This window comes from Curtobacterium sp. MCSS17_011 (assembly GCF_003224275.1).
Lineage (GTDB): Bacteria > Actinomycetota > Actinomycetes > Actinomycetales > Microbacteriaceae > Curtobacterium.
Genome location: NZ_QKLE01000006.1, coordinates 103,921 through 128,951, shown reverse-complemented (window position 1 = coordinate 128,951; position 25,031 = coordinate 103,921). Strand labels below are relative to the sequence as shown.

Sequence of the window (25,031 nt, the reverse complement as noted above, 5' to 3'; positions counted from 1 at the left end):
CCGGCTCAGCTCAGGGCCGCACGCTGCTTGAGCGGCTCCCACCAGGCGCGGTTGTCGCGGTACCACTGCACGACGTCGGCCAGACCCTGCTCGAACGGCACGAGCGGCTCGTAGCCGAGCTCCGCCTGGATCTTCGAGATGTCGACGGAGTACCGCAGGTCGTGGCCGAGGCGGTCGGCGACCCGGTCGACGTACGACCAGTCCTTGCCGGTCGCGTCGAGCAGCAGCTGCGTGAGCTCCTTGTTGGTCAGCTCGGTGCCGCCGCCGATGTTGTAGATCTCGCCGGCGCGGCCACGGGTCAGGACCATCGCGATGCCGCGGGTGTGGTCGTCGACGTGCAGCCAGTCGCGGATGTTGTTGCCCTCGCCGTACAGCGGCACGTGCTGGTCGTCGATCAGGTTGGTGACGAACAGCGGGATGACCTTCTCGGGGAAGTGGTACGGCCCGTAGTTGTTCGAGCAGCGCGTGATCGAGAGGTTCAGCCCGTGCGTGCGGTGGTAGCTGCGGGCGAGCAGGTCGCTCCCGGCCTTCGATGCCGAGTACGGGGAGTTCGGCTCGAGCGGGCGCTCCTCGTCCCACGAACCCTCGCTGATCGAGCCGTAGACCTCGTCGGTGGAGACGTGCACGAAGCGCTCGGTGCCGTGCCGGAGCGCGGCGTCGAGCAGACGCTGCGTGCCCACGACGTTCGTCTCGACGAAGATGCCCGAGTCGCGGACCGAGCGGTCGACGTGGGACTCGGCGGCGAAGTGCACGATCGCGTCGACGGTCGGAACGACCTCGTCGAGCTTCGCGGCGTCGCGGATGTCGCCGTGGACGAAGGTGTAGCGGGGGGAGTCCGCGACCGGGGCGAGGTTCGCTTCGTTGCCGGAGTAGGTCAGTGCGTCGTAGACGACGACCTCGGCGCCCTCGAGGCCGGGGTACGCGTCCTCCAGCGTGCGGCGGACGAAGTTCGAGCCGATGAAGCCGGCTCCTCCGGTGACGAGGATCTTCACGAGTTCTCTTTCCTGACGGTCGGTTCGTGGGTCGGCGGCGATTCTAGCGGGCCGCTGGAAGGGCGGGCGGAGGCACCCGCCGAGGCGGGGCCGACGGCCGTGGCGGGTGCTTCCGGTGCGGCGACGGTGCGCCACACCAGGACGGCGGTCGCGACGGCGGCGACCGCGAACAGGGCCACGACCAGCGCGATCACGGCCGGCCCGGTGAGGGCGCCGCCTGCCATCGCGGAGATCCCGCCGGGCGTGACGCGGAACTGCGTGTTCTCCCACGCGCCGCGGTAGGTCAGTCCGACGCCGTACGTGCCGATCGCGAGCGAGCCGACGACCGCCAGCCGGGCCAGGCGCCGGCGGAACTCCGGCCGGACGACGAGCGTGTGCCACGCGACCGCCTGGGCGAGCACGAGCGCGACGACCGCGACGAACAGGAACCTGCCCTGCAGGCCGTTGCCCTGGTGCGTGCCGAGGTAGTTCCGCCAGTTGTAGGCGAGCGTGGCGACCAGGAGAACCGTCGGCCAGACGAGCAGGATCGTGGTCACCCGGCGGCCGGGAGCACGCCTGGCGTAGGACCAGCCGATGACGGCCAGCCCCACGACCGCGAGCGTGTCGACGACCATCGGCGGCAACGGCCACTGGTTCGCACCGAGTGCGCCGAAGAACGAGGCGGTCAGGCCGTCCCACTGGCGTCCGGCGAACGCCCCGGGGTTCGCACCGCCCGCCGGGTAGGGCTGCACGGTCGTGACGGCGCGCAGGGCGTCGGGCAGGAGCGTCCCGCTGACGAGCAGCGTCCGCACCCACCACCAGCCGGACACGACGACGGCAGCGAGCACGACCACGCCGGCGTGCAGGCCCCGGCGACCCCACGTCCGGCCCGGTGCCAGGGCGAACACGAGGACGACGAACGGGATCGCCAGGAGCCCCAGCGCGTTCAGGGCGGCCAGCCCGGTGACGGCCACGGCGAGCCCGGCGGTGGTCCACCACGAACGGTCGCCGGTCAGCACGCGGGCGCTCAGCCAGACGAGCACGGCGCCGAGCAGGACGACCGGTGCCCACACCGTGACGCCGGAGGTGACCTGCGCCAGTTGCGGGACGGCGAAGAGCAGGACCGGGGCGACGAGCGCGGTGCGGGGCGAGCGGGTCACCCGACGGACGGTCGCCCACACCAGGACCGGCAGTGCGGTGACGAGCAGCACGTCGAACACGCGGAGCACGAGCACCGAGGTCGCCCAGTCGTGCGAGCCGAACCGGATGACGCGCAGGACGCCGGCGGCCACCAGCCAGTAGGTCGGCGGGTTCTGGGACATCGGGTCGATCGCCGGGGAGTCCCCGGGCACCGCCGCCAGCAGCGCGTCGACCGTGGGGCGGTCGACGGCCGGTACCGGGTGCTCGACGATCTGGCGCACGGCGGCGAGGTAGTGCATCTCGCCACCGTGCGGCCAGCCGAGTCCGAGTGCCAGACGGAACGCGGCGTCCACGTGCGCCGGCTCGTCGGGTGCCCCGAACGCCGGGGTGACCAGGGCGAACGTGAGCAGGAAGGCGAGCCACGCCAGTGTGACGGTGCCGAGCAGGACCCACTCGTGCCGGCGGACGAGTGGTCGTGGGGCGCTCACGCGTGCACCTCCGGACGGCGCATGAACCGGACGAGCAGCACGGCCGCGACGGTCAGAGCGACCGCGGCGACGGCGACGAGGGTGAAGTTCGTGCCGGCGGGGACCATGCCGTAGCGGTCGAACCGGCCGACCGCGAACTCGTCCACCCAGAAGGCGGCGTCGTGCCCGAAGGCCCGCAGGGCGTAGACGACGCCGTACAGCGCGATGGCCATCGCGGCGATCGACATCCCGACGGCGAGCCGGGTGGTGCCGGCTGCGGTCACCGTGACCCGGCGCCAGGCGAGGGCGCTCAGGGCGATGAGGGCGATGAGGGTCGGGTAGTAGTAGCGCCCCTGGGTGCCGGCGACGATGGTGCTCCGGACGTACCCGCCCCACCCGCTCTGCAGGTGCAGGGCGATGAGGATGACCGGGAACGACGCCAGCACGATCGCCGGGCGGAGTGACGGGCCGCGGCGGAAGCCCCAGACGACGATGCCGACGAGCGAGGCGATCGTCAGCGTGTCGATCAGGACCTGGGCGAGCTGGAACTGGGTGAGCCCGCCGACGCTGCCCCAGAAGGTGCGGGTGACGCCGTTCCAGTAGTCGCGGAGGAACACCTCGGGGCTGGCTGCGGTGCCGGCCGGGAAGGACATCGGCGGCCGTGCACCGGCCATCCCGTCGGGCTGGATGTCGTGGTACACGAGGATGTTGCGCAACCACCACCACCCGCCGACGACGGCGGCGAGCCCCAGGGTCCACAGGGTCCGGAGCACGTTCCGCCAGAGTGTCGCCCGGGTGCAGCCCGCCGCCATCACGCCGATGCCCACGAACGGGATCGCGGGGAGTGCGGTGCCCTTGACGAGCAGCATCGCACCGAGCAGCAGCCCGATCCAGATCGTCGTGCGCACCCGCAGGTCACCGGTGAGCAGTCGCACGACGAAGTAGACGAGCGCCCCGGCCAGCGGCAGCATGAGTGCGTCGTTCGTGACGGAGGCGCCGATGGAGGCGACCTCGGGCAACGCGAACACCGCGGCACCGCCGACCAGGGCGGCCCGTGGAGACCGGGTCAGCCGCCGCACGGTCGCCCACGCCAGGAACGGCAGCGGCAGGACGAGCAGCGCGTCGAACAGTCGCAGCACCATGACGGCGAGGTCCCAGCGGAGGTCCTCGAAGTGCACCAGCTGCAGGACCCCGGCGGCCAGGGCGTAGTACGTGGCGGGGTGCTGCGACATCTGGTCGATGCTCGTCGGGTGCACGCCCGGGAACTCGCGGAGCAGCTCGCCCCACGTCTGGTTCACGTCGGTCGACTGCCGCATGTTGCTGATCTGGGTGTCGTGCACCGCGTTGAGGTAGTGCATGGCGCCGGGTGCGGGCCAGCCGTTTCCGATCGCCAGGTGCAGCACGGCGTCGACGTGGGTCGGCTCGTCCGGGGCCTTGTACGTCGTGGTGACGACGGCCCAGACCGCGAGGACGGCGGCGAACGCCACCGTCAACGCGATCACGAGGGTGCGCTCGCGCCGTCCGACCGCGGGTCGGACGTCGGAGCGCGACACGGCCGGAGCCGTGTCAGTCGCCATACCGCTGCAGTTTCTGCAGGTCGAGCTGCTCCTCGGCCAGCGTGCGGTTGAGGCGGGTGAGGTCGGCCACGACGCCGATGACGATGGAGAGGAGTGCGGTGATGAGCAGGACGACGCCGAGGATGATCGACTGCAGGTGGTTCCCGCCGGTGTTCATCGCGAGGAGCACCAGGTACCGGATGAGCGGCCAGAGACCGAGCGCACCGAGCACCGCGGCGACCCAGAGGAACAGGGCCATCGGCCGGTACATCAGGTAGACGCGGGCGATGGCCGAGCCGGACTCGAACATGTGCTGGAAGATGTTGTTGAAGAGCCGCGACTCGCGGGTCTTCGGGTTGGTCGTGATCGGCACCGACGCGATCGCCAGACGCTTGTAGCCGGCCTGCACGATGGTCTCCATGCAGTAACTGAAGCGCGTCACGATGTTCAGGCGGATGAGCGAGTACTTCGAGTACGCGCGGAACCCGCTCGCCGCGTCGGGCAGGTCGAGCCCGGCCGCACGGCTCGCGACCCACGAGCCGAAGCGCTGCATGAGCTTCTTGAAGCCGGAGAAGTGCTCGATGGTGCGCGTCTGCCGGTCGCCGATGACGATCTCGGCTTCCTTCCGGAGAATCGGCTGCACGAGCTCGGCGATCTGTGCCTGCGGGTACTGGTTGTCCCCGTCGGTGTTCACGACGATGTCCGCACCGTGCAGCAGTGCGTAGTCGACGCCGTCACGGAACGAGCGGGCGAGGCCCATGTTCGTGCTGTGGTGCACGAAGTGCTTGACGCCGTGCTCCTTGGCGACCTCGACGGTACGGTCGGTGCTGCCGTCGTTGATCACCAGGATCTCGATCTCGTCGATGCCGTCGATCTCGCGCGGGATGGAGTCGATGACGCTGGCGAGGGTGTTCTCCTCGTTGAGGCAGGGGATCTGGACGAATAGCTTCACGGGCTCGCTTGGTCTCGTTTCGGGAGTCGGCAATGCGCAGAACCATGACAGCCTATGCGAACTCACGGCTTGCTAGGCTTCCCCGGTGCAGATCCGCGAACTGAAGATCCCTGGCGCGTGGGAGTTCACGCCCGTCCAGCACGGCGACGCACGAGGAGCATTCCTCGAGGCGTACCGCGCCGACGTCGTCGAGGAGACCGTCGGTCACCCGCTCGACCTCCGCCAGGTGAACATGTCGATCTCCGCGGCCGGTGTCGCCCGCGGCATCCACTACGCCCTCGTCGCGCCGAGCCAGGCGAAGTACGTCACGGCCGTGCGCGGGGCGTTCATCGACTACATCGTCGACATCCGCGTCGGTTCGCCGACCTTCGGCCAGTGGGACTCCGTCCGCATCGACGACGTCGACCGCAAGGCCGTCTACCTGTCCGAGGGGCTCGGCCACGCGATCGTCGCGCTCGAGGACCAGTCGACCGTGAACTACCTGGTCAGCGCGCACTACGACCCCGAGCGCGAGAAGGGGATCACCATCCTCGACCCGACCGTCGGGCTCGACCTGCCCGAGGGCCTCGGCGAGCTCGTGCTCTCCGAGAAGGACACCAGCGCGCCGACCCTCGAGGAAGCCGCGGCACAGGGCCTGCTGCCGACCTACGAGGAGTGCGTCGCGTACACCGAGTCGCTCCGGACGAAGAAGTAAGGAACGGGACACCGATGAAGGGCATCATCCTCGCCGGCGGTTCCGGCACGCGCCTCTGGCCCATCACCAAGGGCATCAGCAAGCAGCTCATGCCGATCTACGACAAGCCGATGGTCTACTACCCGCTGTCGACCCTGATGATGGCGGGCATCCGCGAGGTCCTCGTCATCACGACGCCGGAGTACAACGACCAGTTCCGGGCGCTGCTCGGCGACGGATCGGCACTCGGCATGGAGATCCAGTACGCCGTGCAGCCGTCGCCGGACGGCCTGGCGCAGGCCTTCGTCATCGGCGAGGACTTCATCGGTGACGACAGCGTCGCGCTGGTGCTCGGTGACAACATCTTCCACGGCACCGGCCTCGGCACGAACCTGCGGAAGAACACCGAGGTCGACGGCGCGACGATCTTCGCGTACCACGTGGCCGACCCGAAGGCGTACGGCGTCGTCGAGTTCGACGACGCCTTCACCGCGGTCTCCATCGAGGAGAAGCCGGCCGAGCCGAAGTCGAACTACGCCGTCCCCGGTCTGTACTTCTACGACAACAAGGTCATCGAGATCGCCAAGACGATCGAGCCCAGCGCCCGCGGCGAGCTCGAGATCTCCACGGTCAACGAGCGCTACCTCGAGGCCGGCGAGCTCGGCGTGCAGGTCCTCGACCGCGGGACCGCCTGGCTCGACACCGGCACGTTCGAGTCGATGATGCAGGCGTCCGAGTACGTGAAGGTCATCGAGGACCGCCAGGGCTTCAAGATCGGCTGCATCGAGGAGATCGCCTGGCGCAACGGCTGGATCGACGACGCGCAGCTCGCGGAGCTCGCCGCGCCGCTGGTCAAGGGCGGCTACGGCGTCTACCTCCAGCGACTCCTCGGCGCCTAGCACCGCCCGTGGCCTCCGGTTCTGGGTGGTTCGGCCGACGCCGCCGTCCGGACGCGACGACCTCCGGTCACCCCGGCCAGGAGGCCCGTCCCGCGTCCGTGACGGCGGCGTCCGTCGTTCCCGTGACCGGGGTCCCGGACCCGCTGCCGCAGCTGGACCACGACGTCACGGTGCTCGTCACCACCCGTTCGGACCGGCATGCCGAGGTCGCTCGCCTCGTGTCGGTCGCCCGAGATGCCTTCGGCCGTGGGGTCGACGTCCGGGCCGTGAGCTACGTGGCGGACGCCTCGCCGATCGACCCGTTCGGCCGTCGGTTGCCCTGGGCGGTGCAGGAACCCGTCGACGGCCTCGGTTCGGCGATCAACGCCGGGGTCGCTGGCGGCGTAGGCCGGACGCTCGTGGTGGTCGACACCTCGGTGTCGGTCGAGGTGCCGACGCTTGCCGCCCTCGCTGCGGCGGGCACGGTCGCGCAGGCCCGTGTCCTGATGCCGGACGGCACGTTCCGCTCCGGTGCCCGGCTGCTGCGCCCCGGGGCCCTGCCGTGGTCGGACGACCGCGCCGACGCCGTGACCGACGGCGACACCGTCTTCGCGGCGGACCAACCGGTGCTCTCGGTGCCGGGGGCGGCGCTGGTGCCGGCACCGAGCCTCCCGGACGAACGCATGACCCTGACGGCCTGGAGCCGCGCGGTCGCCGATGTCCACGGCGGACCGGTGCGCGTGGTCGGGGAAGCGAGCCGCTGGGTCGAGGCCGGCCGCACGGTCGACGCCGCGACCGTCGACACGTTCGCCGCCTGGCGTGACCGCGAGCCCGAGGGGGGCGCGGTCGTGGCCGGTCCGGCGCTGCCGCCGTGGGGTGCCCGCCCGGTCGCCCCGACCCCGCGCGTGACCGGTCACGACGCCGAGCACCTGACGTGGTCGCTCAAGATCGCCGCTCCCGCCGGGCCCGAGGGCGACGGCTGGGGCGACGTGCACTTCGCGGCGGAGCTGGCCGGGGCACTCGAGCGGCTCGGGCAGCGCGTCCGGATCGACCGCCGCGACGCCCACGTGCGGGACGACGACGCCGCGGACGACGTGACGCTGGTGATCCGCGGCCTCGACCGGGTGCCGCCGAACCCTGCATCGGTGAACCTGCTCTGGGTGATCAGCCACCCCGACGACGTCGCCGACACCGAGCTCCGGTCGTTCGACGCGGTGTTCGCGGCCGGGCCGGTGTGGGCTGCCGATGCTGCTGCCCGTGCGGGTGTGCCGGTCCGGACCCTGCTGCAGGCGACCGATCCGGCGGTGTTCCACCCGGGAACCCGCAGGGCGGACGACGTCGACACCGGCCGCGTGGTGTTCGTCGGGTCCACGCGGGGGACCGCACGACCGGTCGTGTCCGACGCGGTCGCGCTCGGTGCCGACCTGCGTGTGCACGGTCCGGGGTGGGACGGTGTGGTGCCGTCCGCGTTGCTCGGCGCAGCGGCGCTGTCCCGGGCCGAGGTCGCGCGCGCCTACGCTTCGGCGCGTCTGGTGCTCAACGACCACTGGCCGGACATGGCCGCCGGGGGCTTCGTGTCGAACCGGGTGTTCGACGTGCTGGCCACCGGGGGAGTCGTCGTGACCGATCCGGTCGCCGGGCTGTCCGACGTGCTCGACGTGCCGACGCTGGCGGTCGCGCGCTCCCGTGACGAACTCGCGGCGCTGCTCGACCCGGCGCGGCCCTGGCCGTCGGTGGCCGAACGTTCGGCGGTCGCGTCGCGCATCGCGGCGGAGCACTCGTTCGACGCCCGAGCCGCCGTGCTGCTGGCCGCCGCCCGCGCCCGCTTGCTTCGCCGCTCCTGACGCCGCCGGGTGAGCCGGGCCCGCAAGACACCGGTGTTCGCGCTCGGAACACCTGCAGACCGCGGTGCAGCACGCGAACACCGGTGTCTTGCGAACAGGCCAGCCGACCGAGCGGGAACTACTTGCGCGTCACCCAGCGGGCGCGGAGCGACAGGCCCGCGTGCAGCACCACGCGCAGGGGCCAGAGCCACCACGCGCGGTACTTCCGCGACAGGAACCGGTAGGCGCTGCGGTGGTGCTCGATCTCCATGCGGCGGCGGTTCGACGAGGTCGAGTGGGCTCCGGTGTGGGTGACGACCGCCGACGGCACGTACACGTTCGCTCGGCCGGCGAGACCGACGCGCTGCCCGAGGTCGACGTCCTCGAAGTACATGAAGTAGGACTCGTCGAACCCGTCGAGTTCGCGGAACAAGGACGTGCGGATGAGGAAGCACGCACCGGAGAGCCAGCCGGCCTCGCGCTCGACGACCTTCGTGGTGGACCAGTACCGCTGGCTCCACGGGTTCGCCGGCCAGAACCGCGAGAACGCCGCATGGCCGAGGCCGGTCCGGAGCGAAGGGAGTTGCCGGGCGGACGGGTAGGTCTCACCCTGGTCGTCGAGGATCCGGGGCCCGAACGACCCACCGGACGGCATCCGGTCGGCGGCGGCCACGAGTTCGTCGATCGAGCCCTCGCCGAGAACGACGTCGGGGTTCGTCACGAGCAGGAACTCCGGGCGCACGTCCGGTAGCACGTCGTCGAGCGCGCTCAGTGCCGCGTCGATCCCACCGCCGTAGCCGCGGTTGCCGCCGGAGGACACCACGACGGCGCCGTACGACTCACCGATCGCCCGGAGCGCGTCGATGTCCTCCGACCCGTTGTCCGCGATGACGACGGCGACCGGCTCCTCCGAGGCGCCGGCCACGCTCGCCAGGAACGGCCGGATCGTCTCACCGGTGTTGTAGGTGACCGTCAGCACCGCGACCCGGATCACCGTCCGCCCCCGGCGACCGACTCGTAGGCCTCGACGTGCACGGCTGCCGTGGCCTCCCACGTGAACGAGGAGGCCCGGTTCAGCGCCGCCGCCCGGTGCGACGCCACGAGCGCGGGGTCATCCAGCAGCGCGGCCATCGCATCGGCCAGCGCGGCGGCGGACGGCTCGCTGTACACCGCGGCGTCCCCACCGACCTCGGGCAGCGACAGCCGCCGGGTGGTCAGGACGCACGCGCCGGAGGCCATCGCCTCGACAACGGGCAGCCCGAAGCCCTCACCGAGGGACGGGTAGACGACGAACTCGGCACCGCCGAGGAACCCGGCGAGGTCCTCGAGCGGCAGGTAGCCGGCCTCGATGACGTGGTCGGTGGGCTGCAGGGCGTCGAGCCGCGCGATGGCCGACTCGTCCCAGCCGCGGGCCCCGGAGAGCACGAGCCACGGGGTCTCCGCACCCGGACCGCCGTCCGACCCGGCAGCCGCACGCGCGGCGCGCACGGAGGCGTACGCGTCGAGCAGCGCGGTGACGTTCTTCCGCGGTTCGATGGTGCCGAGGAACGCGATCCACGGCGCACCCTCGGGCAGTGTGGCGGCGATCCGGGCGTCCTCGATCGCGGCGACGTCCGGCTCGTGGAACACCGCGCGGTCGACGCCGAGCGGTGCGACCCGGACGTCGGCGCGGATGCCCCGCACGACCCGGGCGGCCTCGGTCGCGGTCGCGGCGCTCGGCACGATGACGACGGGTCGTGTGCGCAGCGACCGACGGCTCCACCAGGTGAAGAAGGTGCGCTTCAGGCGCGAGTGCCATTCCGGGTTCGAGAAGAACGTGGCGTCGTGCAGCGTGACGACGGACCCGCCGCGCCAGCCGAACGGGAACGTGTAGTGCGGGGAGTGCAGCACCCGTGCCCCCAGCCGACGGCCGAGCGCCGGCAGCCCGGTCTGCTCCCACAGGAACCGGAGCGGCACCGAGTCGGTCCAGCCCGGCGCCGTGTGCACGGTGGCGTGCGGCGCGAGGGCCCGGAAGTGTGCGGCGTGCACGGGACGGACGACCAGGTGGACGTCGAGCGACGGGTCGGTCAGGTGCGACACGACCCCTTCGACGTAGCGCCCGACGCCGCCGAGCGCCTGCGGTACCGCGGTCCCGTCGACGAGGACGGTGAGCTGCGGCACGCGTGGTTCCTTCCGGGCGGGGACGTCGGGGCCGGGGCCGTCGACGGGGGAGTGTCCAGGATAGCCCGCTGCGCTCATGCGCCCGGGTCCACGCTGCGGCGCGGGACGGACGCGCGCCGGGTCTCGCGGAGCCGGCGCGCGAGGTGGACCGGCAGGGTCCCTGCGACGTCCGCGAACGCCGTCAGGACGAGCCGCGCCTCCCGGCGGGTGCGACCGGAGGCCAGCCCGCGCAGGCCGCGCACCAGGGTCCGGGCGCTCGCCCGCGCGACCGTCGGCCAGGGGGCGTGCCAGAGGGCGACGACGATGCGGTTGCGGGCGTTCCGGAAGACGAACAGGTCGCTCTGCACGCCGGACGACGCCGAGTGGTCGTGCTCGACGACCGCGCCGGGGGCGTGCTCGACGCGCCACCCGCGGCGGCGCAGCCGCCAGGCGAGCTCGGTGTCCTCGTAGTACATGAACAGGGACTCGTCGAGCAGGCCGACGTCGTCCAGGGCCGTGCGCCGGAGTGCGGACGCGCCGCCGGAGAACCCGAAGACGTCGACGTCGGCGACCCGGTCGACGGGCGCGAACCAGTCGCGGTCCATCCCGTTGCCGTCGCGGTCGACACGGACGCCGGTCGAGTTGAGACGGACCTCGCCGTCCGCCGACGGCGTCCAGAGACGGCCGTCGTGGTCGCGCAGCACGCGCTGGTCAGGTGCCGGTTCCGCACCGGCCGGGAGGCCCGTCCAGCGTCCGGCGAGCACGATGCGGCCCGTCACCGCGGCGACCTCGGGCCCGGCGTGCGCCAGGTGGTCGCGGAGCGCCGCGACGAAGCCCGGTGCGGGCACGGCGTCGTTGTTCAGCAGCACGACGACGTCGGCGTCCGTGTGCCGGATGCCGGTGTTGGCGCCGGCCGCGAACCCGCCGTTGTCGCCCCGTGCGAGGACGGTGGCCTCCGGCAGGGCACGGCGGAGCACCGCGACGGAGTCGTCGGACGACCCGTTGTCGACGACGATGACGTCGTCGGCCGCGCCCTCGTCGAGCACGGCACGGACTGCCGCCGTGGTCAGGTCGGCGCGGTTCCAGTTGACGACGACGACCGCGGTGCGGGGAGCGTCGCCGGGCCGGGGCGTGCCGTCGGGCCGGGGCGTGCCGTCGGCACGGGCCCCGGTGTCGCCGTCGACCGGGCTCAGTCGAGCTCCTCGATCGAGGGCTGCGCGTAGACCGTGCCCACGGCGTTCTCGAACCCGGGGACCTCGAACGAGTCGCACTCCGGCATGTCGTGCAGGTGTCGGCCGGCGGAGTCCATCATCGACACGTTGATGAAGTACTTCCCGGTGCCGAACGCGGTGTCGGCGATCCGCAGGCGGAGCTTCCGGCGACCGTGCAGTGGCTGGAGCTCGAGGCCCATGATGCCGGTGGTGGTGCCGTAGACGACCTGGCCGCCGGCGTTGTTGATCTGCACCGCGGCCTCCCAGTCGGCGATGCCGTCCAGGTGCTCGAACTCCATGTCCACGACGAGGTCGTCGCCCGGCATGACGTCGGCGCGGGGCTCCTTGCCGTCGACGTGCACGCTCGCGCCGACGACCTTGCCGCGGCCGACGGCGACGTCGGTGCTGAGCTCGCCCTGGCGACGTTCCTCGAGCACCTCGCGGAACATGCTCACGGCCTGGACGGGGTCACCGTCGTGCAGCACCTTGCCCTTGTTGAGCAGGACGACGCGGTCGCACATCTCCTGCACCTGGCTGAGCGAGTGCGTGACGATGATGATCGTCTTCCCGGCCTCTTGGAAGGTGCGGATGCGGTCGAGGCACTTGCGCTGGAACGCCTCGTCGCCGACGGCCAGGACCTCGTCGACGAGCAGGACGTCGGGGTCGGTGTGCACGGCGACGGCGAAGGCGAGTCGCACGTACATGCCCGATGAGTAGAACTTCACCTGGGTGTCGATGAAGTCCCCGATGCCCGAGAACGCCAGGATGTCGTCGAACTTCTCATCGGTCTGCTTGCGGCTGAGTCCGAGCAGGCTCGCGTTGAGGTAGACGTTCTCGCGACCGGAGAGATCGGGGTGGAACCCGGCGCCGAGCTCGAGCAGTGCGGCGAGGCGACCGCGGCGGGACACGGTGCCGGAGGTCGGCTGGATGATGCCGCCGATCGCCTTGAGGAGGGTCGACTTGCCGGAGCCGTTCTGGCCGATCAGCCCGACGGTCGAGCCGGCCTGGATCGACACGGTGACGTCGTCGAGGGCCCAGAAGTCCTGGCGGTGCTTGCGGCCGGCACGACCGAGCGTGACGATGCGCTCACGCAGGGTGTTGTCCTTGCGCACGGTGAAGCGCTTGCGGACGTGGTCGATGACGATGACGTCGGGACGCTCGGCGGTGTCGCCGGTGGCCGTCGGGGCGACGGGGGTGCTGATGGCCATGGTCTAGAGCTCCTGCGCGAAGTTGCCCTGCAGGCGGGAGAAGATCCGCTGCGCACCGATGAGGCAGAGGAGGCCGATCACGAAGGCGATCCCCAGCCGGAGCATCAGGTGGTCGGGGTACGTGACGTCGGCCGGGTCGTGCAGCCAGATCGCGTTCTGCAGGCCGAGCACCGACAGGGTCAGCGGGTTGTTCGTGTAGACGGTGAGGAGCCAGTCGGCGTTCACGGTGGCGACCACCCGCGCGTACGAGTAGACGATCGGCGAGGCCCAGAGCAGGACCATCAGGCCGACGTCGATGACGAACTGCACGTCGCGCAGGTACACGTTGAGCGCGGACAGCACCAGACCGATGGCCGCGCCGTAGACCAGGATCACTGCGAGCGACGGGATCAGGTAGACGAGGCCCTCGTGCCACGGGAAGACGCCGATGACGACCGTCGCGGCCAGCAGGATCACGAACTGGATGGTGAAGTTCACCAGGGCCGCGCCCACGCTGGCGAGTGGGAAGACCTCGCGGGGGACGTACACCTTCTTGATCAGCCCGGAGTTGCCGACGATCGACCCGGTCGACCCGGCGACGATCTCGCTGAAGAGCGTGTAGGCGGTCAGGCCGGTGAAGACGTAGATCGCGAAGTTGTCGATGCCGTTGGCGGCGCCGAGGACCTTGCCGATGACGAAGTAGTAGATGAGCAGCTGGGTCAGCGGGCGCACGAGCGTCCAGACGAACCCGAGCGCCGAGTCCTTGTACCGGGCCTTCAGGTCGCGTCGGACGAGCATGCCGAGCATCTCGCGCTGCCGGAAGACGTCGCGCAGCTCACGGAAGGTCCCGCGGAAGGCGCTCGTCGGCGCGCCGATCACGACGAGGGGTTCCTTCGCGAGCGCGGTCATGCGGGCTTGGTCGACCATACGTCTCTTCGTTCGTGGGGGCAGGACCGGAACAGCATACTCACCGGGCCCGCGGGACGGGGTTGGGCGACGGCCGTCGTGCACCCCGAGTGGGGGTGATTCCGGCCGATCCAACCCTCAACCTTCACTTTCGAGTTACCGTTGTTGCAACCCGGACCCTTGTCAACATCCACAGGACGGCCCGTCAGCATGCTCCTCGCATCCAGGCCGATCGCTGCGTTCGCGGTGGTCGGTGCACTCAGTCTCCTCTTGGCCGGTTGTTCCGGTGGTGGCGGCGACGCCACCCCGTCGCCGTCCGCGTCCGTCTCGCGCACCCCGAGTGCGACCCCGACGGGCGACGACTCGGCGACCACGGCCCCCACCGACACGGCCTCGACGCCGACCGACGGTGGGTCCGACGACGGTGACGGCGACGTCGCCTCCGACGACGACACCCCCGGTGCGTTCCCGGGCAGCGGCGCGACCAACCAGCCGGACACCGACCCGTCGGAGTACCCGGCCACGGCCGTCGTCACCTTCGCCGGCTGGGACACCGGTTCGAAGACCCTCCAGGCCGGCGGCCTGGTCTCCGGCACGACCGACACGAGCGGGAAGTGCACCTTCACCGCGACGAAGGACGGCGTCGAGCGCACCGCCACGAGCACCGCACAGGCGAGTGCGTCGTCGGTGAACTGCGCGCAGGTGTCGTTCCCCGCGGCGAAGGTGCCGAGTGGCACCTGGTCCGTCACCCTGACCTACGCCGTCGGCTCCGCGTCGACGACGTCCGACCCCCTGACCGCCGAGGTCCCGTGATGCGCAACTCCCGCACCCCCCGCACCGCCCGCTCCCGTCGTTCCCTGCGGAGCTCCCTCGCCCTGGTGGCGTCCCTCGCCGTCGCGGTGAGCGGCCTGACCTTCGGCACGGTGCTCGCGGAGCAGACCACGACGCAGTCGGCCTCGGCCGCGGTCGCCTCGGACTTCGACCCGGGCAACATCATCAGCGACGCGAACTTCTACAACGGCTCGGCGATGAGCGCCGCCGCCGTGCAGTCGTTCCTGACGAGCGTGGCCCCGAACTGCAAGAAGGCCTCGGGCGGCCCCGCCTGCCTGAAGGACTTCTCGCAGAAGATGAGCTCGATCAGCGCCGTCTCCGGCCGGTGCGCGGCGATCGCCGGCGGCACCAAGAGCGCCGCGACGATGATCGCCCAGGTCGGTGCCGCGTGCGGCATCAGCCAGAAGGTGCTGCTCGTGCTCCTGCAGAAGGAGCAGGGCATCGTGACGACGTCCTCGCCGACGTCCTACATGTACCTGCACGCCACCGGCTTCGCGTGCCCGGACACCGCCCCGTGCGACCCGGCCTACTACGGCTTCGGCCAGCAGGTCTACGCCGCGGCGCTCCAGTTCAAGCGGTACCAGGCGTCACCGACCTCGTGGGCGTACCAGGCGGGCCGGACGAACTCGATCCTGCTCAACCCGAACGCGGCCTGCGGTCGGAAGTCCGTCTACATCCAGAACCAGGCGACCGCAGGGCTGTACATCTACACGCCGTACACCCCGAACGCCGCGGCCATGTCGAACCTCTACGGCTCCGGTGACAGCTGCTCGGCGTACGGCAACCGCAACTTCTGGCGCATGTACACCGACTGGTTCGGCGCTGCGGCCGGCGGCGGGAACCCGTACGGCGACGTCGACTCCGTGACCGCGACCTCCACCTCGTCGATCACGGTCACCGGCTGGGCGGCCGACCCGGACACCACCAACGCCCTGCGCGTCGCGTTCTACGTCGACGGCGCCGGCGCGAAGACCGTCACGGCGGACAAGACCCGGAGCGACCTGGCCGGCACCCTCGGCGCGAACAACACCAGGCACGGGTTCTCGACCGAGCTGACCGGGCTGAGCCTCGGCAAGCACTCCGTCTGCAGCTACGCCATCAACCAGGGCCCCGGGGCGAACACCCTGCTGGGCTGCTACACCCGGACCATCACGAGCGCGGCACCCAAGGGTGTCCTCGACTCGGTGACCGGTGGCGTCGGCACGATCTCGGCGACCGGCTGGGTCCTCGACCCCGACTCGTCCAAGCCCGGCTCGTGGAAGATCCTCGTCGACGGTGTGAGCAAGGCGACCGGCACGGCGGACAAGACCCGCACCGACGTGGCGAAGGTCTACCCGGGCGTCGGCAGCACCCTCGGCTTCTCGAAGACGATCGGCGGCATCAGTGCGGGCACGCGCGCCGTGACGCTGTACGTGGTGGACAAGCCCGGCACGAAGTACGTCAAGGTCGCGTCGAAGTCGGTCGTCGTCGACGCCCCGACCACCGGCAAGACCGGCAAGACCGGTGCCGTGCGCGGCTCCTACGACTCGGTCACCGGCGGTGTCGGCACGGCCACCGTGCGGGGCTGGGCGATCGACCCGGACGTGTGGGACCCCGTCAAGTACAAGATCCATGTCGACGGCGTGAGCACGAACAGCGGGGTCGCGGACGCCACCCGCACCGACGTCGAGGCGACGCACCCCACGTGGGGCTCCGACGTCGGCCTGACGCTCCGGCTCACCGGCCTGAAGGCCGGCAAGCACACCGTGCGCGTCTACTTCCAGGACCTGCAGGGCGGCAAGTACGTCAGCTTCGGCACGAAGACCGTCACCGTGAGCGCCGCGTCGACCGCTGAACCCGACGCGTCGGGGACCACCGGCAAGACGGGCAAGACGGGCTCGGTCCAGGGCGCGTTCGAGTCCGTGGTCGGCGGCGTGAACAGCGCCACGGTGCGCGGCTGGGCGATCGACCCCGACGTCTGGGACCCGGTCGCCTACAAGATCCACGTCGACGGTGTCGCCATCGCCCCCGGCACCGCGAACGCGAAGCGGACCGACGTCGAGGCCGTGCACCCCGCGTGGGGCTCCGACGTCGGACTCGCCCTGAAGATCCCCGGGCTGACCGCCGGCACCCACACCGTACGGGTGTACTTCCGGGAGCTGCCGAGCGGCACGTACAAGAGCTTCGGCACGAAGAGCGTGACGGTCACCGACCCGCCGACCACCGGCAAGACGGGCAAGACCGGCTCGGTCAAGGGCCTGTACGAGTCCGTCACCGGCGGCGCGGGCACGATCACCGTGGCCGGGTGGGCGATCGACCCGGACGTCTGGGACCCGGTCAAGTACAAGATGCACCTGGACGGCGTGGCCGTCTCGCCGGGCACGGTGAACGCGACCCGCACCGACGTGCAGGCCGCGCACCCGGACTGGGGTTCGGACGTCGGGCTGTCGCGGAAGCTCACCGGGGTGAAGAAGGGCACGCACACCGTGCGCGTCTACTTCCAGGACCTGCCGAGCGGCACCTACAAGAGCTTCGGCACGAAGACCGTCACCGTGCAGTAGACGGTCACCACATGATGGACGGGAGGCCCGGTACCAGCTGGTACCGGGCCTCCCGTCCGCCATCGGTCGCGTCGACCGCCGTCAGCGGCGCACGCGCCGCGCCATCAGGCCCACGCCGTGCAGCAGGCGGTACTCGGGGGAACGCGTGAGGCCCTCGAAGCGGGCCGCGATCTGGTCGCGCTCCGCCTCGGCCAGGCGGCGGGCGGTGTCGTACGCACCGACCCGCTGCTCCGACGCGACCAGGCGCGCGTTGATGTCGTGCACGCCGGCCAGGTGGACGTCGCGGTCGTGCTCGGCCTGCCGGAGCGTCTCGCGCTGGGCGGTGGCCCACCGCAGGAACGCGCCACGCTCACCGCTCCGAACCGCTGCGGCGGCGACGGCGGCGTCGAGCGACGGACCGACCTGTTCGGCGCGGCTGCGGAACGAGTGCCGCTCGACCACGACGGCGCGGAGCCGGGCGACCAGGGCGGTGCGCTCGTCGCGGGGCATAGCGAGCACGCGCTCGAGGGAGTCGGCGTCGTCGAACACCGGCACGTCGGACAGGCCGAGCTCGTCGAGCCCGAGTGCGCAGTCGGTGACGGGCAGGGCCCCGGACGCGAGCGACTCGTACAGGCGGGAGTTCAGGGTGCCGTACTCGGCGGCCGGCTCGATGACGTCGTCGACGACGAACCCGGCGGCGCGGTAGACCTCGGGCAGGGCGAAGTAGGACACGGCCGGGCGGAGTTCGACGCCCGCGGAGGCCTCGACGTGGTCGACGTTCGCGGCGAACCAGACGATCGGTTCGGCCGGGGCGACCTCGGCGAGGACGTCCTGCACACGGCGGCGGACACCCCAGAAGTTGACGGTGGTCACGGCGCGGTCCGTGCGCTCCCGCGGTGCGGGGGCGTCGGTGGTGAACAGCTCGGTGTCGACGCCGATCGGCACCACCTCGACGGGACCGCTGTAGGCCGCGGCGATCGCGTCACGGGCGATCCCGGACGAGGTCCAGACCGCGTCGAACTCGTCGAGGTACGGCAGGGCGGCCCACTTGGCGGTCCAGTTCCGCACCCACGCCACCAGGGCGGTGCCGGCGGGGACGTAGCCGGGCACGAAGGACTCGATCATGCTGACCACGACTGCGGTGTCGGCGGGGAGTTCCTCGCCCCAGCGCTCGAGCGGCCACATCGCGACGCCCCAGCCCTCGGCCCGGAGCGCCCGCGCCAGCCCGAGCGCGACGAACAGGTCGCCCTTGCCCTCGGCCGGGTCGGCGGTGGACACCGCGAAGCGGATCGTGCCGCGGGGGCCCTCGACGTGTTCGTCGGCCGCGAGGGCCGCGTAGTCCTCGCGGAGGGGGGAGGACATGGGGGTGCTCGGGATCACAGCGGTCACGCACGCCATTCTGCACGAATCCGCAGCGGCGACAGGGAGTCCCTGGGCGCGCCTTGTAGGGTGTCATCGGCCCGCGGTACCCCGCGGGCCGAGCCATCGACCCGCGCTCGCGCGCGGCAGCTGCTGGAGGAATTCCCGTGACAGAGCGCAAGCCGGGAGTCGTGTCCGTCATCCTCGTGAACTACAAGGGCACGGACGACACCCTGACGAGCATCGCGGAACTCCGCAAGCAGGACTGGCCGCAGGACAAGCTCGAGGTGATCGTCGTCGAGAACGGTTCGGGCCCCGAGCACCTCGGGCGCCTGAAGGCCTCGACCCTCGACTTCACGCTGATCGACGCGGGTGCGAACCTCGGGTTCACCGGCGGGTGCAACCTCGGCGTCGAGAAGTCCTCCGGCGAGGTCGTGGCGTTCCTCAACAACGACGCCCGTCCGGACACCGGCTGGGTGCGCGAGGCGATGGCCACCTTCGCCTCCGGCGCGGACATCGGTGCCGTCGCCTCGAAGGTCCTCGACTGGGAAGGCGTCAACGTCGACTTCACCGAGGCTGCGATGACCTGGTACGGCATGGGCTACAAGCCCTTCGCCGGGTCGCCGGACACCGGCCGGTGGGAGAGCGAGACCGACGTCCTGTTCGGGACCGGCGCCGCGATGTTCATCCGCGCCGAGCTCTTCGAGCAGCTCGACGGCTTCGACGACCGCTACTTCATGTTCTACGAGGACGTCGACCTCGGCTGGCGGCTCAACCTGCTCGGCTGGCGCTTCCGGTACCAGCCGAAGTCCGTCGCGTTCCACAAGCACCACGCGTCGATGAACAAGTTCGGCGACTTCCGCGAGACCTACCTGCTCGAGCGGAACGCGCTGTTCACGCTCTACAAGAACCTCGGCGACGAGCAGCTCGCCGCGGCGCTGCCGGGTTCCCTGGCACTCGCCGTCCGTCGTGCCGTGGGCCGCGGGGAGCTCGACTCCACCGAGCTCGACCTGCGCAACCCCGGCGACGACAGCGTCCCCACCATCCCGGTGCCGAAGACCAGCATGGCGGGCATCTACGGTGTCGACCAGTTCGTCGAGCAGCTGCCGTCGATGACCGAGTCCCGCCGCCAGATCCAGGCGACCCGTGTCCGGTCGGACCGTGAACTCCTCCGCCTGTTCGGCAACCGCGACGAGCCGGCGTACCCGATCGAGAACTACCTGGCCGGCTACGACAAGATCGTGCACTCCCTCGGCGTGCTCGAGGTCGGCACCCGCCGCCGCGTCCTGATCATCACGGGCGACTCGATCGGCGCGAAGATGGCCGGTCCGGCGATCCGTGCCACCCAGATGGCGAAGCAGCTGGCGTCCGAGCACGACGTGCGCGTGGTCAGCCTGACCCGCTCGTCGCCGATCGACCCGTCGTACGAGGTCGTGACGGTCCCGCACCGCCACCCGCGCCAGATGGTCGAGCACGAGGGCTGGGCCGACGTCATCATCGTGCAGGGCCACGCGCTCCGGCTGTTCCCCGTGCTCGAGTCGACCAGCAAGATCCTGGTCGTCGACGTCTACGACCCGCTGCACCTCGAGCAGCTCGAACAGGGCCGCAGCGACGACGTCGACAAGTGGAACCGCCAGATCCTCGACGCCTCGGACACGCTGAACCACCAGCTCGAGCTCGGCGACTACTTCATCTGCGCCTCGGAGCGTCAGCGCATGTTCTGGCTCGGGCAGCTCGCCGGCTCCGGCCGTGTGAACGCCCGCACGTACTCGCGCGATGCCGACCTGCGCTCGCTCATCGGCGTCGTGCCGTTCGGGCTGTCCTCGACGCCGCCGGTGCACGACCAGCAGCGGGTCAAGGGCGTCGTGCCGGGCATCGGCAAGAACGACAAGCTCGTCGTCTGGGGCGGCGGGATCTACGACTGGTTCGACCCGATCACCCTGGTCCGTTCGATCGCCCAGCTCGCCGAGCGCCGTCCGTCGGTCAAGCTCTTCTTCATGGGCGTGCAGCACCCGAACCCCGACGTCCCCGAGATGGACATCGTCGCGAAGGTGCGTGCCGAGGCCGACGCGCTCGGACTCAGCGGCAAGCACGTGTTCTTCAACGACCAGTGGATCCCGTACGAGGAGCGCGGCGCGTACCTGCTCGAGGCCGACGCCGGCGTCTCGACGCACTACGAGCACCTCGAGACGACCTTCTCGTTCCGCACCCGCATCCTCGACTACCTGTGGGCACGTCTGCCGATCGTCACGACGGCCGGCGACTCGTTCGGTGACCTCGTCGCGGAGGAGAAGCTCGGCATCGCGGTGCACGAGCAGGACGTCGACGGCCTGGCCGCCGCGCTCGAGACGGCGCTCTTCGACAAGAAGGCCCGCACCGAGTTCATCGGCAACGTCGACCGCGTGCGCGAGCAGTTCACGTGGGAGAACGTCCTGGCCCCGCTCGTCGAGTTCTGCCGGAACCCGATCCGCGCGGCGGACAAGACGGTGCGCGACACCACGTCGTCGATCGAGCCGCACAAGATGCGCGTCCGCGTCCCGGAGCGCAAGAAGCTCTCCGGCGTCCGCTACGACCTCGGCCGTGCCGTGCACTACCTGCGCACCGAGGGTCCCCGCAGCGTCGCCGGCAAGGTGAAGCGGCGCCTGAACCGGTGACCCCGGGGGAGACCACCGCCCTCGTCATCGTCCCGACGTACGACGAGGCCGAAAACATCCGTGCGATCACCGCCGCCGTGCTGGCGGCGGTGCCCGGTGCCCACGTACTCGTCGTCGACGACGGCAGCCCGGACGGCACCGGGGACATCGTGCGGTCGCTGGCGGCGGCAGACGACCGTGTGCACCTGCTGCAGCGCCCCGGCAAGGCCGGACTCGGTACGGCGTACGTCGCCGGGTTCCGGTGGGGCCTGGAGCGGGGGTACCCGCTGCTGGTCGAGATGGACGCCGACGGCTCGCACCCGGCCGACCGGTTGCCGGCTCTGCTCGATGCCGTGGCCGCGTCCGACGACGTCCTGCTCGCCATCGGTTCCCGCTGGGTCCCGGGCGGGTCGGTCGTCGACTGGCCGCTCCGGCGCCAGGCGCTCAGCCGCGGGGCGAACACCTACGCCCGCCTGGTGCTCGGGCTCGACGTTCGGGACATCACCGCCGGCTACCGCGTGTACCGCTCGTCGGCGATCGCGCGGATGGACCTCGGCTCGGTGGACTCGAAGGGGTACTGCTTCCAGGTGGACATGACGTTGCGGGTGGACGCCCTCGGCGGCCGCATCGTCGAGGTGCCCATCCGCTTCCGTGACCGCGTGCACGGGGTCTCCAAGATGAGCCGGTCCATCGTCCTCGAGGCGATGCTCCGCGTCACCCAGTGGGGTGTGCAGCGCCGTCTCGGTCGCCGCACGAGCCCGTAGCGCGCGCTCCGTAGCGCGCCCGCTCGCTTCGTGAGCAGGAATGGTCGGGTCGCGTCCGCAGGCGCGACCATTCCTGCTCACGATGCGCGGGCCCGGAACGTCCGGCGTGACGGCCTGGAGGCGCGGTGCGGGGCCGCAATGGGCCTCCCGTCCGTCGGTGGGTCGCGCCGCACCGCCACTACGCGAGCAGCAACGGTCGGGTCGCCTCCGCGGAGGCGACCATTCCTGCTCACGAAGCGCACGCGGCGCCCAGCGCCCGCGGCTACACGCGCGGCAGGTGTCGGCGCCACGAGCGCCGCCGCGCGGCGATCACGAGGACCGTGACGAAGAACATCAGCCCCGCACCGTGCAGCAGGTAGCTCTCCGCCGTGCTGGTCACGGCCAGCAGCACGAGCACGGCGGCCGGCCACACGTACGCCACTCCGGGGAACGTCGTCGCCGTCACCCAGGCGCGCGCGAACGCGAGCAGCGCCGTGATGCCGAGGATGAGCGTGCCCGCGAAGCCGATCTGCAGCCAGGCGTCCACGAAGGCGTTGAGTCCCGAGGTGAACCGGACACCGGCGGGGTCGATGAGCGTCACGTAGGGCACGACGGGTTCGGTCGGCCACGTGCCCACCCAGCCCCAGCCCTGGATCGGGTAGCGCTCCACCAGGACCCGGATCTGGGACCACAGGTCCGTCCGGGTGGCCGTGCCGCCGGCCGCCCCGATCTCGGCGAGCAGCCGGTGCCGGGCGACCACCCCGACGGCCAGCGTCAGCAGGACGACCGCGCCGAGGACGCCGTTGACCACCGGTCTGGTCGCCGGTCGCGCGTGCCGGAGTGACCAGAGCGCCAGCGCGGTGACGGCGAGCGCGATCATCGCGAGCCCGGTGATGGGGGACTGCACGAGCATCAGCGCGATGACGGCGAGCGACGTCGACGCGATCGCACGCCAGAGGGTGACCGACCGTGTGAGGAACTCGACCACGAAGGTGACCAGGGCCATCGCGGCGATGAAGCCCATGAAGTTGCGGGTGCCGCCGATGCCCTGGATCGGGCCGCCGTACGCGATGTCACCACGGATGCCGAACGCCGGGAACGGGACGTCGAGGACCAGGCCGGACAGGACCTCGAGCCCGAGGGCGGTCACGAGCAGGATCCGGAAGGCGTCGCCCGAGGCCCGGATCACCTGCACCAGGTCACGGCCGAGCGCCAGGTACAGCCCGAGGCCGATGAAGCACACGGTCTGCACCAGTCCGCGGAGCGCAACCCACGAGTACTCGCTCCAGAGCACGCTCAACGCGCAGTAGCCGACGAACGCCAGCAGCGAGAGGGGGAGGACCCCGTGCCACTCGATCCGGTACCGCTGGCCGAGCAGGCTCAGCCCCGCGAGCACGAACAGCGTCACGAGCACCGCCCAGGTCCCGGCCCGGCCGACCAGGGCCTCGACGGTGGGCTGCCCGAACCCGAACAGCACGATGACCGTCGCGAGCGCCTGGCTGAACCGTCCACCGGCCGAGAAGCCGATCCAGGCGGAGAGGTACCGGCGCCCGAGCACCTGTCTGCTCACCCGGCCGTCCGTCACGCGTCCATCTTGGCGCACGACCTTGTGACGAGCCCACCGCATCGCGGTGTGGCTGTATCGACGATGCGCGATGACCGAACTATCCTCACCGGATGGACCTCGCGCGCAGGGTCGCCGGCGTCCCCCTCGTCGCGGTCGTCGTCGGCCTGCTCGCGACCGCCCTGGCCTGGTACCGCCTCGGTCCGGTGCCGCGGAACACCGTCTGGGCCGAGGACGGCGGCGTGTTCCTGCGCGAACGGATCGCGATGGGTCCCGTCGACACCCTGCTGCACCCCTACGCGGGGTACGTGCACCTGCTGCCCCGCCTCATCGTCGACCTCGGGTACGCGCTGCCGCCCGAGCGGTACGCGCAGGTGGTGGCGCTGTCCTCGTGCACGGTCGTCGGCGCGGTCTGCGCACTGGTGTTCGTGCTGTCCCGCGACGTCGTCCGCCCGTGGCCGTTCCGGCTGGTGCTCGCCGCCGTCCCCGTCGTCCTGCCACTCGCTCCCCACGAGATCAGCGGGAACGCGGCGAACCTGCACTGGTACCTGCTCGTCCTGGTGCCGTGGGTCTTCGCGTGGCGCGCACGCTCGTGGTGGGCGTCCGGGGTGCTCGCCGTGGTCGCCGGTGCCGCCGTGCTCACCGAACCGCTCACGGCACTGTTCGCGCCCCTGTTGCTCCTCGCCTGGACGCCGCGTGGCCGTGCGCCCGGGCCGGCCGGCCGGTGGACCGCGCTGCCCGTCACGGTCGCCGTGGTCGTCGCCCTGGTGGTGCAGGGCGTGACGACCCTGACGAGCCCGCGGGCCCTCGCCGCGGGGTCGCCGGTGGTGCGCGACGTGCTCGCGGGGTACCTGCTGCGCCCCGCGGCGGGTGCCTGGGAACCGGACCTCGGCGCGGTCCTGACGGCGGTTGTCGAGCACGGGTGGGCGGTGGTCGTGGTGCCCGCCGCCCTGCTGCTCGTCGTCCTGGTGGCGGCCGTCGTGGTCGGGCCGGCGCGCACCCGGTGGATGGTCGCAGCACTCACCGTCGGGTCGCTCGCGGTCTGGTGGGCAGCCCTGCTCGCCAACGGCGGTGACGGCATCCGCTGGTCGGCGCCGATCGCTGCGATGGCCGCCGTGCCGCCGCAGCGCTACGCCGCGGCCGCCGGACTGCTGCTGGTGAGCGCCGCGGTGGTCGCCGCCGCCACGCTCGTGGACGCCCGCAGCTGGTCGCGGACGGCAGGACGGACGGGAGGCCCGGGTCGCCTGGTCGGCGCGCTGGCCGGCTGGTGCGTGGTCACCGCCGTCGTCGCGTCGGCCGTACTGCACGTCGCGCCGACGGACACGCGACGGAGCGACGGGCCGGTGTGGGCGGGGCAGCTGCCGGCGGCGGTGGAGGCGTGCGACGCGGACCCGACGCTCCAGGTCGCCCGGGTGAAGTCGAACCCGTGGTCGTCCCCGGTGTCGTGCTCGTGGTTCTCGCGCTGAGGGAGCGTCCGGG

The 25,031-nt window shown here is 71.4% G+C and carries 19 protein-coding genes; 8 read left to right on the top strand and 11 right to left on the bottom strand.

Annotated elements, in window-relative coordinates:
• Positions 1-5: 5 nt before the first annotated feature.
• From rfbB to DEJ17_RS06785, 4 genes are read right to left on the bottom strand one after another with little or no spacing between them, the layout of a single operon-like run.
• The gene (rfbB, locus tag DEJ17_RS06800) at positions 6-992 is read right to left on the bottom strand and encodes a dTDP-glucose 4,6-dehydratase (protein WP_110892679.1); all 987 of its coding nucleotides are present in this window, start codon (positions 990-992) and stop codon (positions 6-8) included.
• Positions 989-2,599 carry a glycosyltransferase family 39 protein gene (locus DEJ17_RS06795; protein WP_110892678.1) on the bottom strand — a complete coding sequence of 537 codons (1,611 nt, stop codon included), beginning with the start codon at positions 2,597-2,599 and terminating at the stop codon, positions 989-991. Before DEJ17_RS06795 ends, rfbB begins: the two co-directional genes overlap by 4 nt.
• A complete protein-coding gene (locus DEJ17_RS06790; protein WP_110892677.1) occupies positions 2,596-4,155 on the bottom strand; it encodes a hypothetical protein in 1,560 nt (519 codons plus the stop codon). Before DEJ17_RS06790 ends, DEJ17_RS06795 begins: the two co-directional genes overlap by 4 nt.
• Positions 4,145-5,086, bottom strand: coding sequence for a glycosyltransferase family 2 protein (locus DEJ17_RS06785; protein WP_110892676.1), 942 nt, complete (start codon positions 5,084-5,086; stop codon positions 4,145-4,147). Before DEJ17_RS06785 ends, DEJ17_RS06790 begins: the two co-directional genes overlap by 11 nt.
• An 85-nt stretch (positions 5,087-5,171) precedes the next feature.
• On the opposite strand from DEJ17_RS06785, the gene DEJ17_RS06780 reads away from it, so the two are divergent.
• The 3 genes from DEJ17_RS06780 to DEJ17_RS06770 all read left to right on the top strand — a co-directional run bounded on the left by DEJ17_RS06780 (position 5,172) and on the right by DEJ17_RS06770 (position 8,481).
• The gene (locus DEJ17_RS06780; protein WP_110892675.1) at positions 5,172-5,780 is read left to right on the top strand and encodes a dTDP-4-dehydrorhamnose 3,5-epimerase family protein; all 609 of its coding nucleotides are present in this window, start codon (positions 5,172-5,174) and stop codon (positions 5,778-5,780) included.
• Between the two features lie 14 nt (positions 5,781-5,794).
• The gene (gene rfbA, locus DEJ17_RS06775) at positions 5,795-6,658 is read left to right on the top strand and encodes a glucose-1-phosphate thymidylyltransferase RfbA (protein WP_110892674.1); all 864 of its coding nucleotides are present in this window, start codon (positions 5,795-5,797) and stop codon (positions 6,656-6,658) included.
• Between the two features lie 122 nt (positions 6,659-6,780).
• The gene (locus DEJ17_RS06770) at positions 6,781-8,481 is read left to right on the top strand and encodes a glycosyltransferase (RefSeq protein ID WP_146239658.1); all 1,701 of its coding nucleotides are present in this window, start codon (positions 6,781-6,783) and stop codon (positions 8,479-8,481) included.
• Positions 8,482-8,599: 118 nt separating this feature from the next.
• On the opposite strand, the gene DEJ17_RS06765 is transcribed toward DEJ17_RS06770, so the two are convergent.
• The 5 genes from DEJ17_RS06765 to DEJ17_RS06745 form a co-directional block, all read right to left on the bottom strand.
• A complete protein-coding gene (locus DEJ17_RS06765) occupies positions 8,600-9,454 on the bottom strand; it encodes a glycosyltransferase family 2 protein (RefSeq protein ID WP_110892672.1) in 855 nt (284 codons plus the stop codon).
• Positions 9,451-10,620 carry a glycosyltransferase family 1 protein gene (locus DEJ17_RS06760; RefSeq protein WP_110892671.1) on the bottom strand — a complete coding sequence of 390 codons (1,170 nt, stop codon included), beginning with the start codon at positions 10,618-10,620 and terminating at the stop codon, positions 9,451-9,453. Before DEJ17_RS06760 ends, DEJ17_RS06765 begins: the two co-directional genes overlap by 4 nt.
• 74 nt (positions 10,621-10,694) lie before the next feature.
• Positions 10,695-11,870 carry a glycosyltransferase family 2 protein gene (locus tag DEJ17_RS06755; RefSeq protein ID WP_220033621.1) on the bottom strand — a complete coding sequence of 392 codons (1,176 nt, stop codon included), beginning with the start codon at positions 11,868-11,870 and terminating at the stop codon, positions 10,695-10,697.
• Positions 11,789-13,018 (bottom strand): ABC transporter ATP-binding protein, encoded by a 1,230-nt coding sequence (locus tag DEJ17_RS06750; RefSeq protein WP_110892670.1) that lies wholly within the window; start codon positions 13,016-13,018, stop codon positions 11,789-11,791. The genes DEJ17_RS06755 and DEJ17_RS06750 overlap by 82 nt, the downstream gene beginning before the upstream one ends.
• Positions 13,019-13,021: 3 nt before the next feature.
• A complete protein-coding gene (locus DEJ17_RS06745) occupies positions 13,022-13,924 on the bottom strand; it encodes an ABC transporter permease (RefSeq protein WP_110892669.1) in 903 nt (300 codons plus the stop codon).
• A 189-nt stretch (positions 13,925-14,113) separates the two neighbouring features.
• Between DEJ17_RS06745 and DEJ17_RS06740 the strand changes: the two genes are divergently transcribed.
• The gene (locus tag DEJ17_RS06740) at positions 14,114-14,716 is read left to right on the top strand and encodes a hypothetical protein (protein WP_110892668.1); all 603 of its coding nucleotides are present in this window, start codon (positions 14,114-14,116) and stop codon (positions 14,714-14,716) included.
• Positions 14,716-17,274, top strand: coding sequence for a hypothetical protein (locus DEJ17_RS06735; protein ID WP_110892667.1), 2,559 nt, complete (start codon positions 14,716-14,718; stop codon positions 17,272-17,274). The genes DEJ17_RS06740 and DEJ17_RS06735 overlap by 1 nt, the downstream gene beginning before the upstream one ends.
• An 81-nt stretch (positions 17,275-17,355) precedes the next feature.
• Here the strand turns inward: DEJ17_RS06735 and DEJ17_RS06730 are convergent, their stop codons facing one another.
• On the bottom strand, positions 17,356-18,642 hold the full coding sequence (locus DEJ17_RS06730) for a glycosyltransferase (protein ID WP_181421088.1): 1,287 nt from the start codon (positions 18,640-18,642) through the stop codon (positions 17,356-17,358).
• Between the two features lie 137 nt (positions 18,643-18,779).
• Here DEJ17_RS06730 and DEJ17_RS06725 point away from each other — a divergent pair, with 137 nt between their 5' ends.
• Together DEJ17_RS06725 and DEJ17_RS06720 are read left to right on the top strand one after the other, a co-directional pair.
• Positions 18,780-21,266, top strand: a complete 2,487-nt coding sequence (locus DEJ17_RS06725; protein WP_110892665.1) for a glycosyltransferase — start codon at positions 18,780-18,782, stop codon at positions 21,264-21,266.
• Positions 21,263-22,009 (top strand): polyprenol monophosphomannose synthase, encoded by a 747-nt coding sequence (locus tag DEJ17_RS06720; protein WP_110892664.1) that lies wholly within the window; start codon positions 21,263-21,265, stop codon positions 22,007-22,009. The genes DEJ17_RS06725 and DEJ17_RS06720 overlap by 4 nt, the downstream gene beginning before the upstream one ends.
• 262 nt (positions 22,010-22,271) lie before the next feature.
• On the opposite strand, the gene DEJ17_RS06715 is transcribed toward DEJ17_RS06720, so the two are convergent.
• Positions 22,272-23,573: an O-antigen ligase gene (locus DEJ17_RS06715; protein WP_181421087.1), complete on the bottom strand. Its 1,302-nt coding sequence runs from the start codon at positions 23,571-23,573 to the stop codon at positions 22,272-22,274.
• A 92-nt stretch (positions 23,574-23,665) separates the two neighbouring features.
• Here DEJ17_RS06715 and DEJ17_RS06710 point away from each other — a divergent pair, with 92 nt between their 5' ends.
• Positions 23,666-25,018 (top strand): hypothetical protein, encoded by a 1,353-nt coding sequence (locus DEJ17_RS06710; RefSeq protein ID WP_110892662.1) that lies wholly within the window; start codon positions 23,666-23,668, stop codon positions 25,016-25,018.
• Positions 25,019-25,031 lie beyond the last annotated feature (13 nt).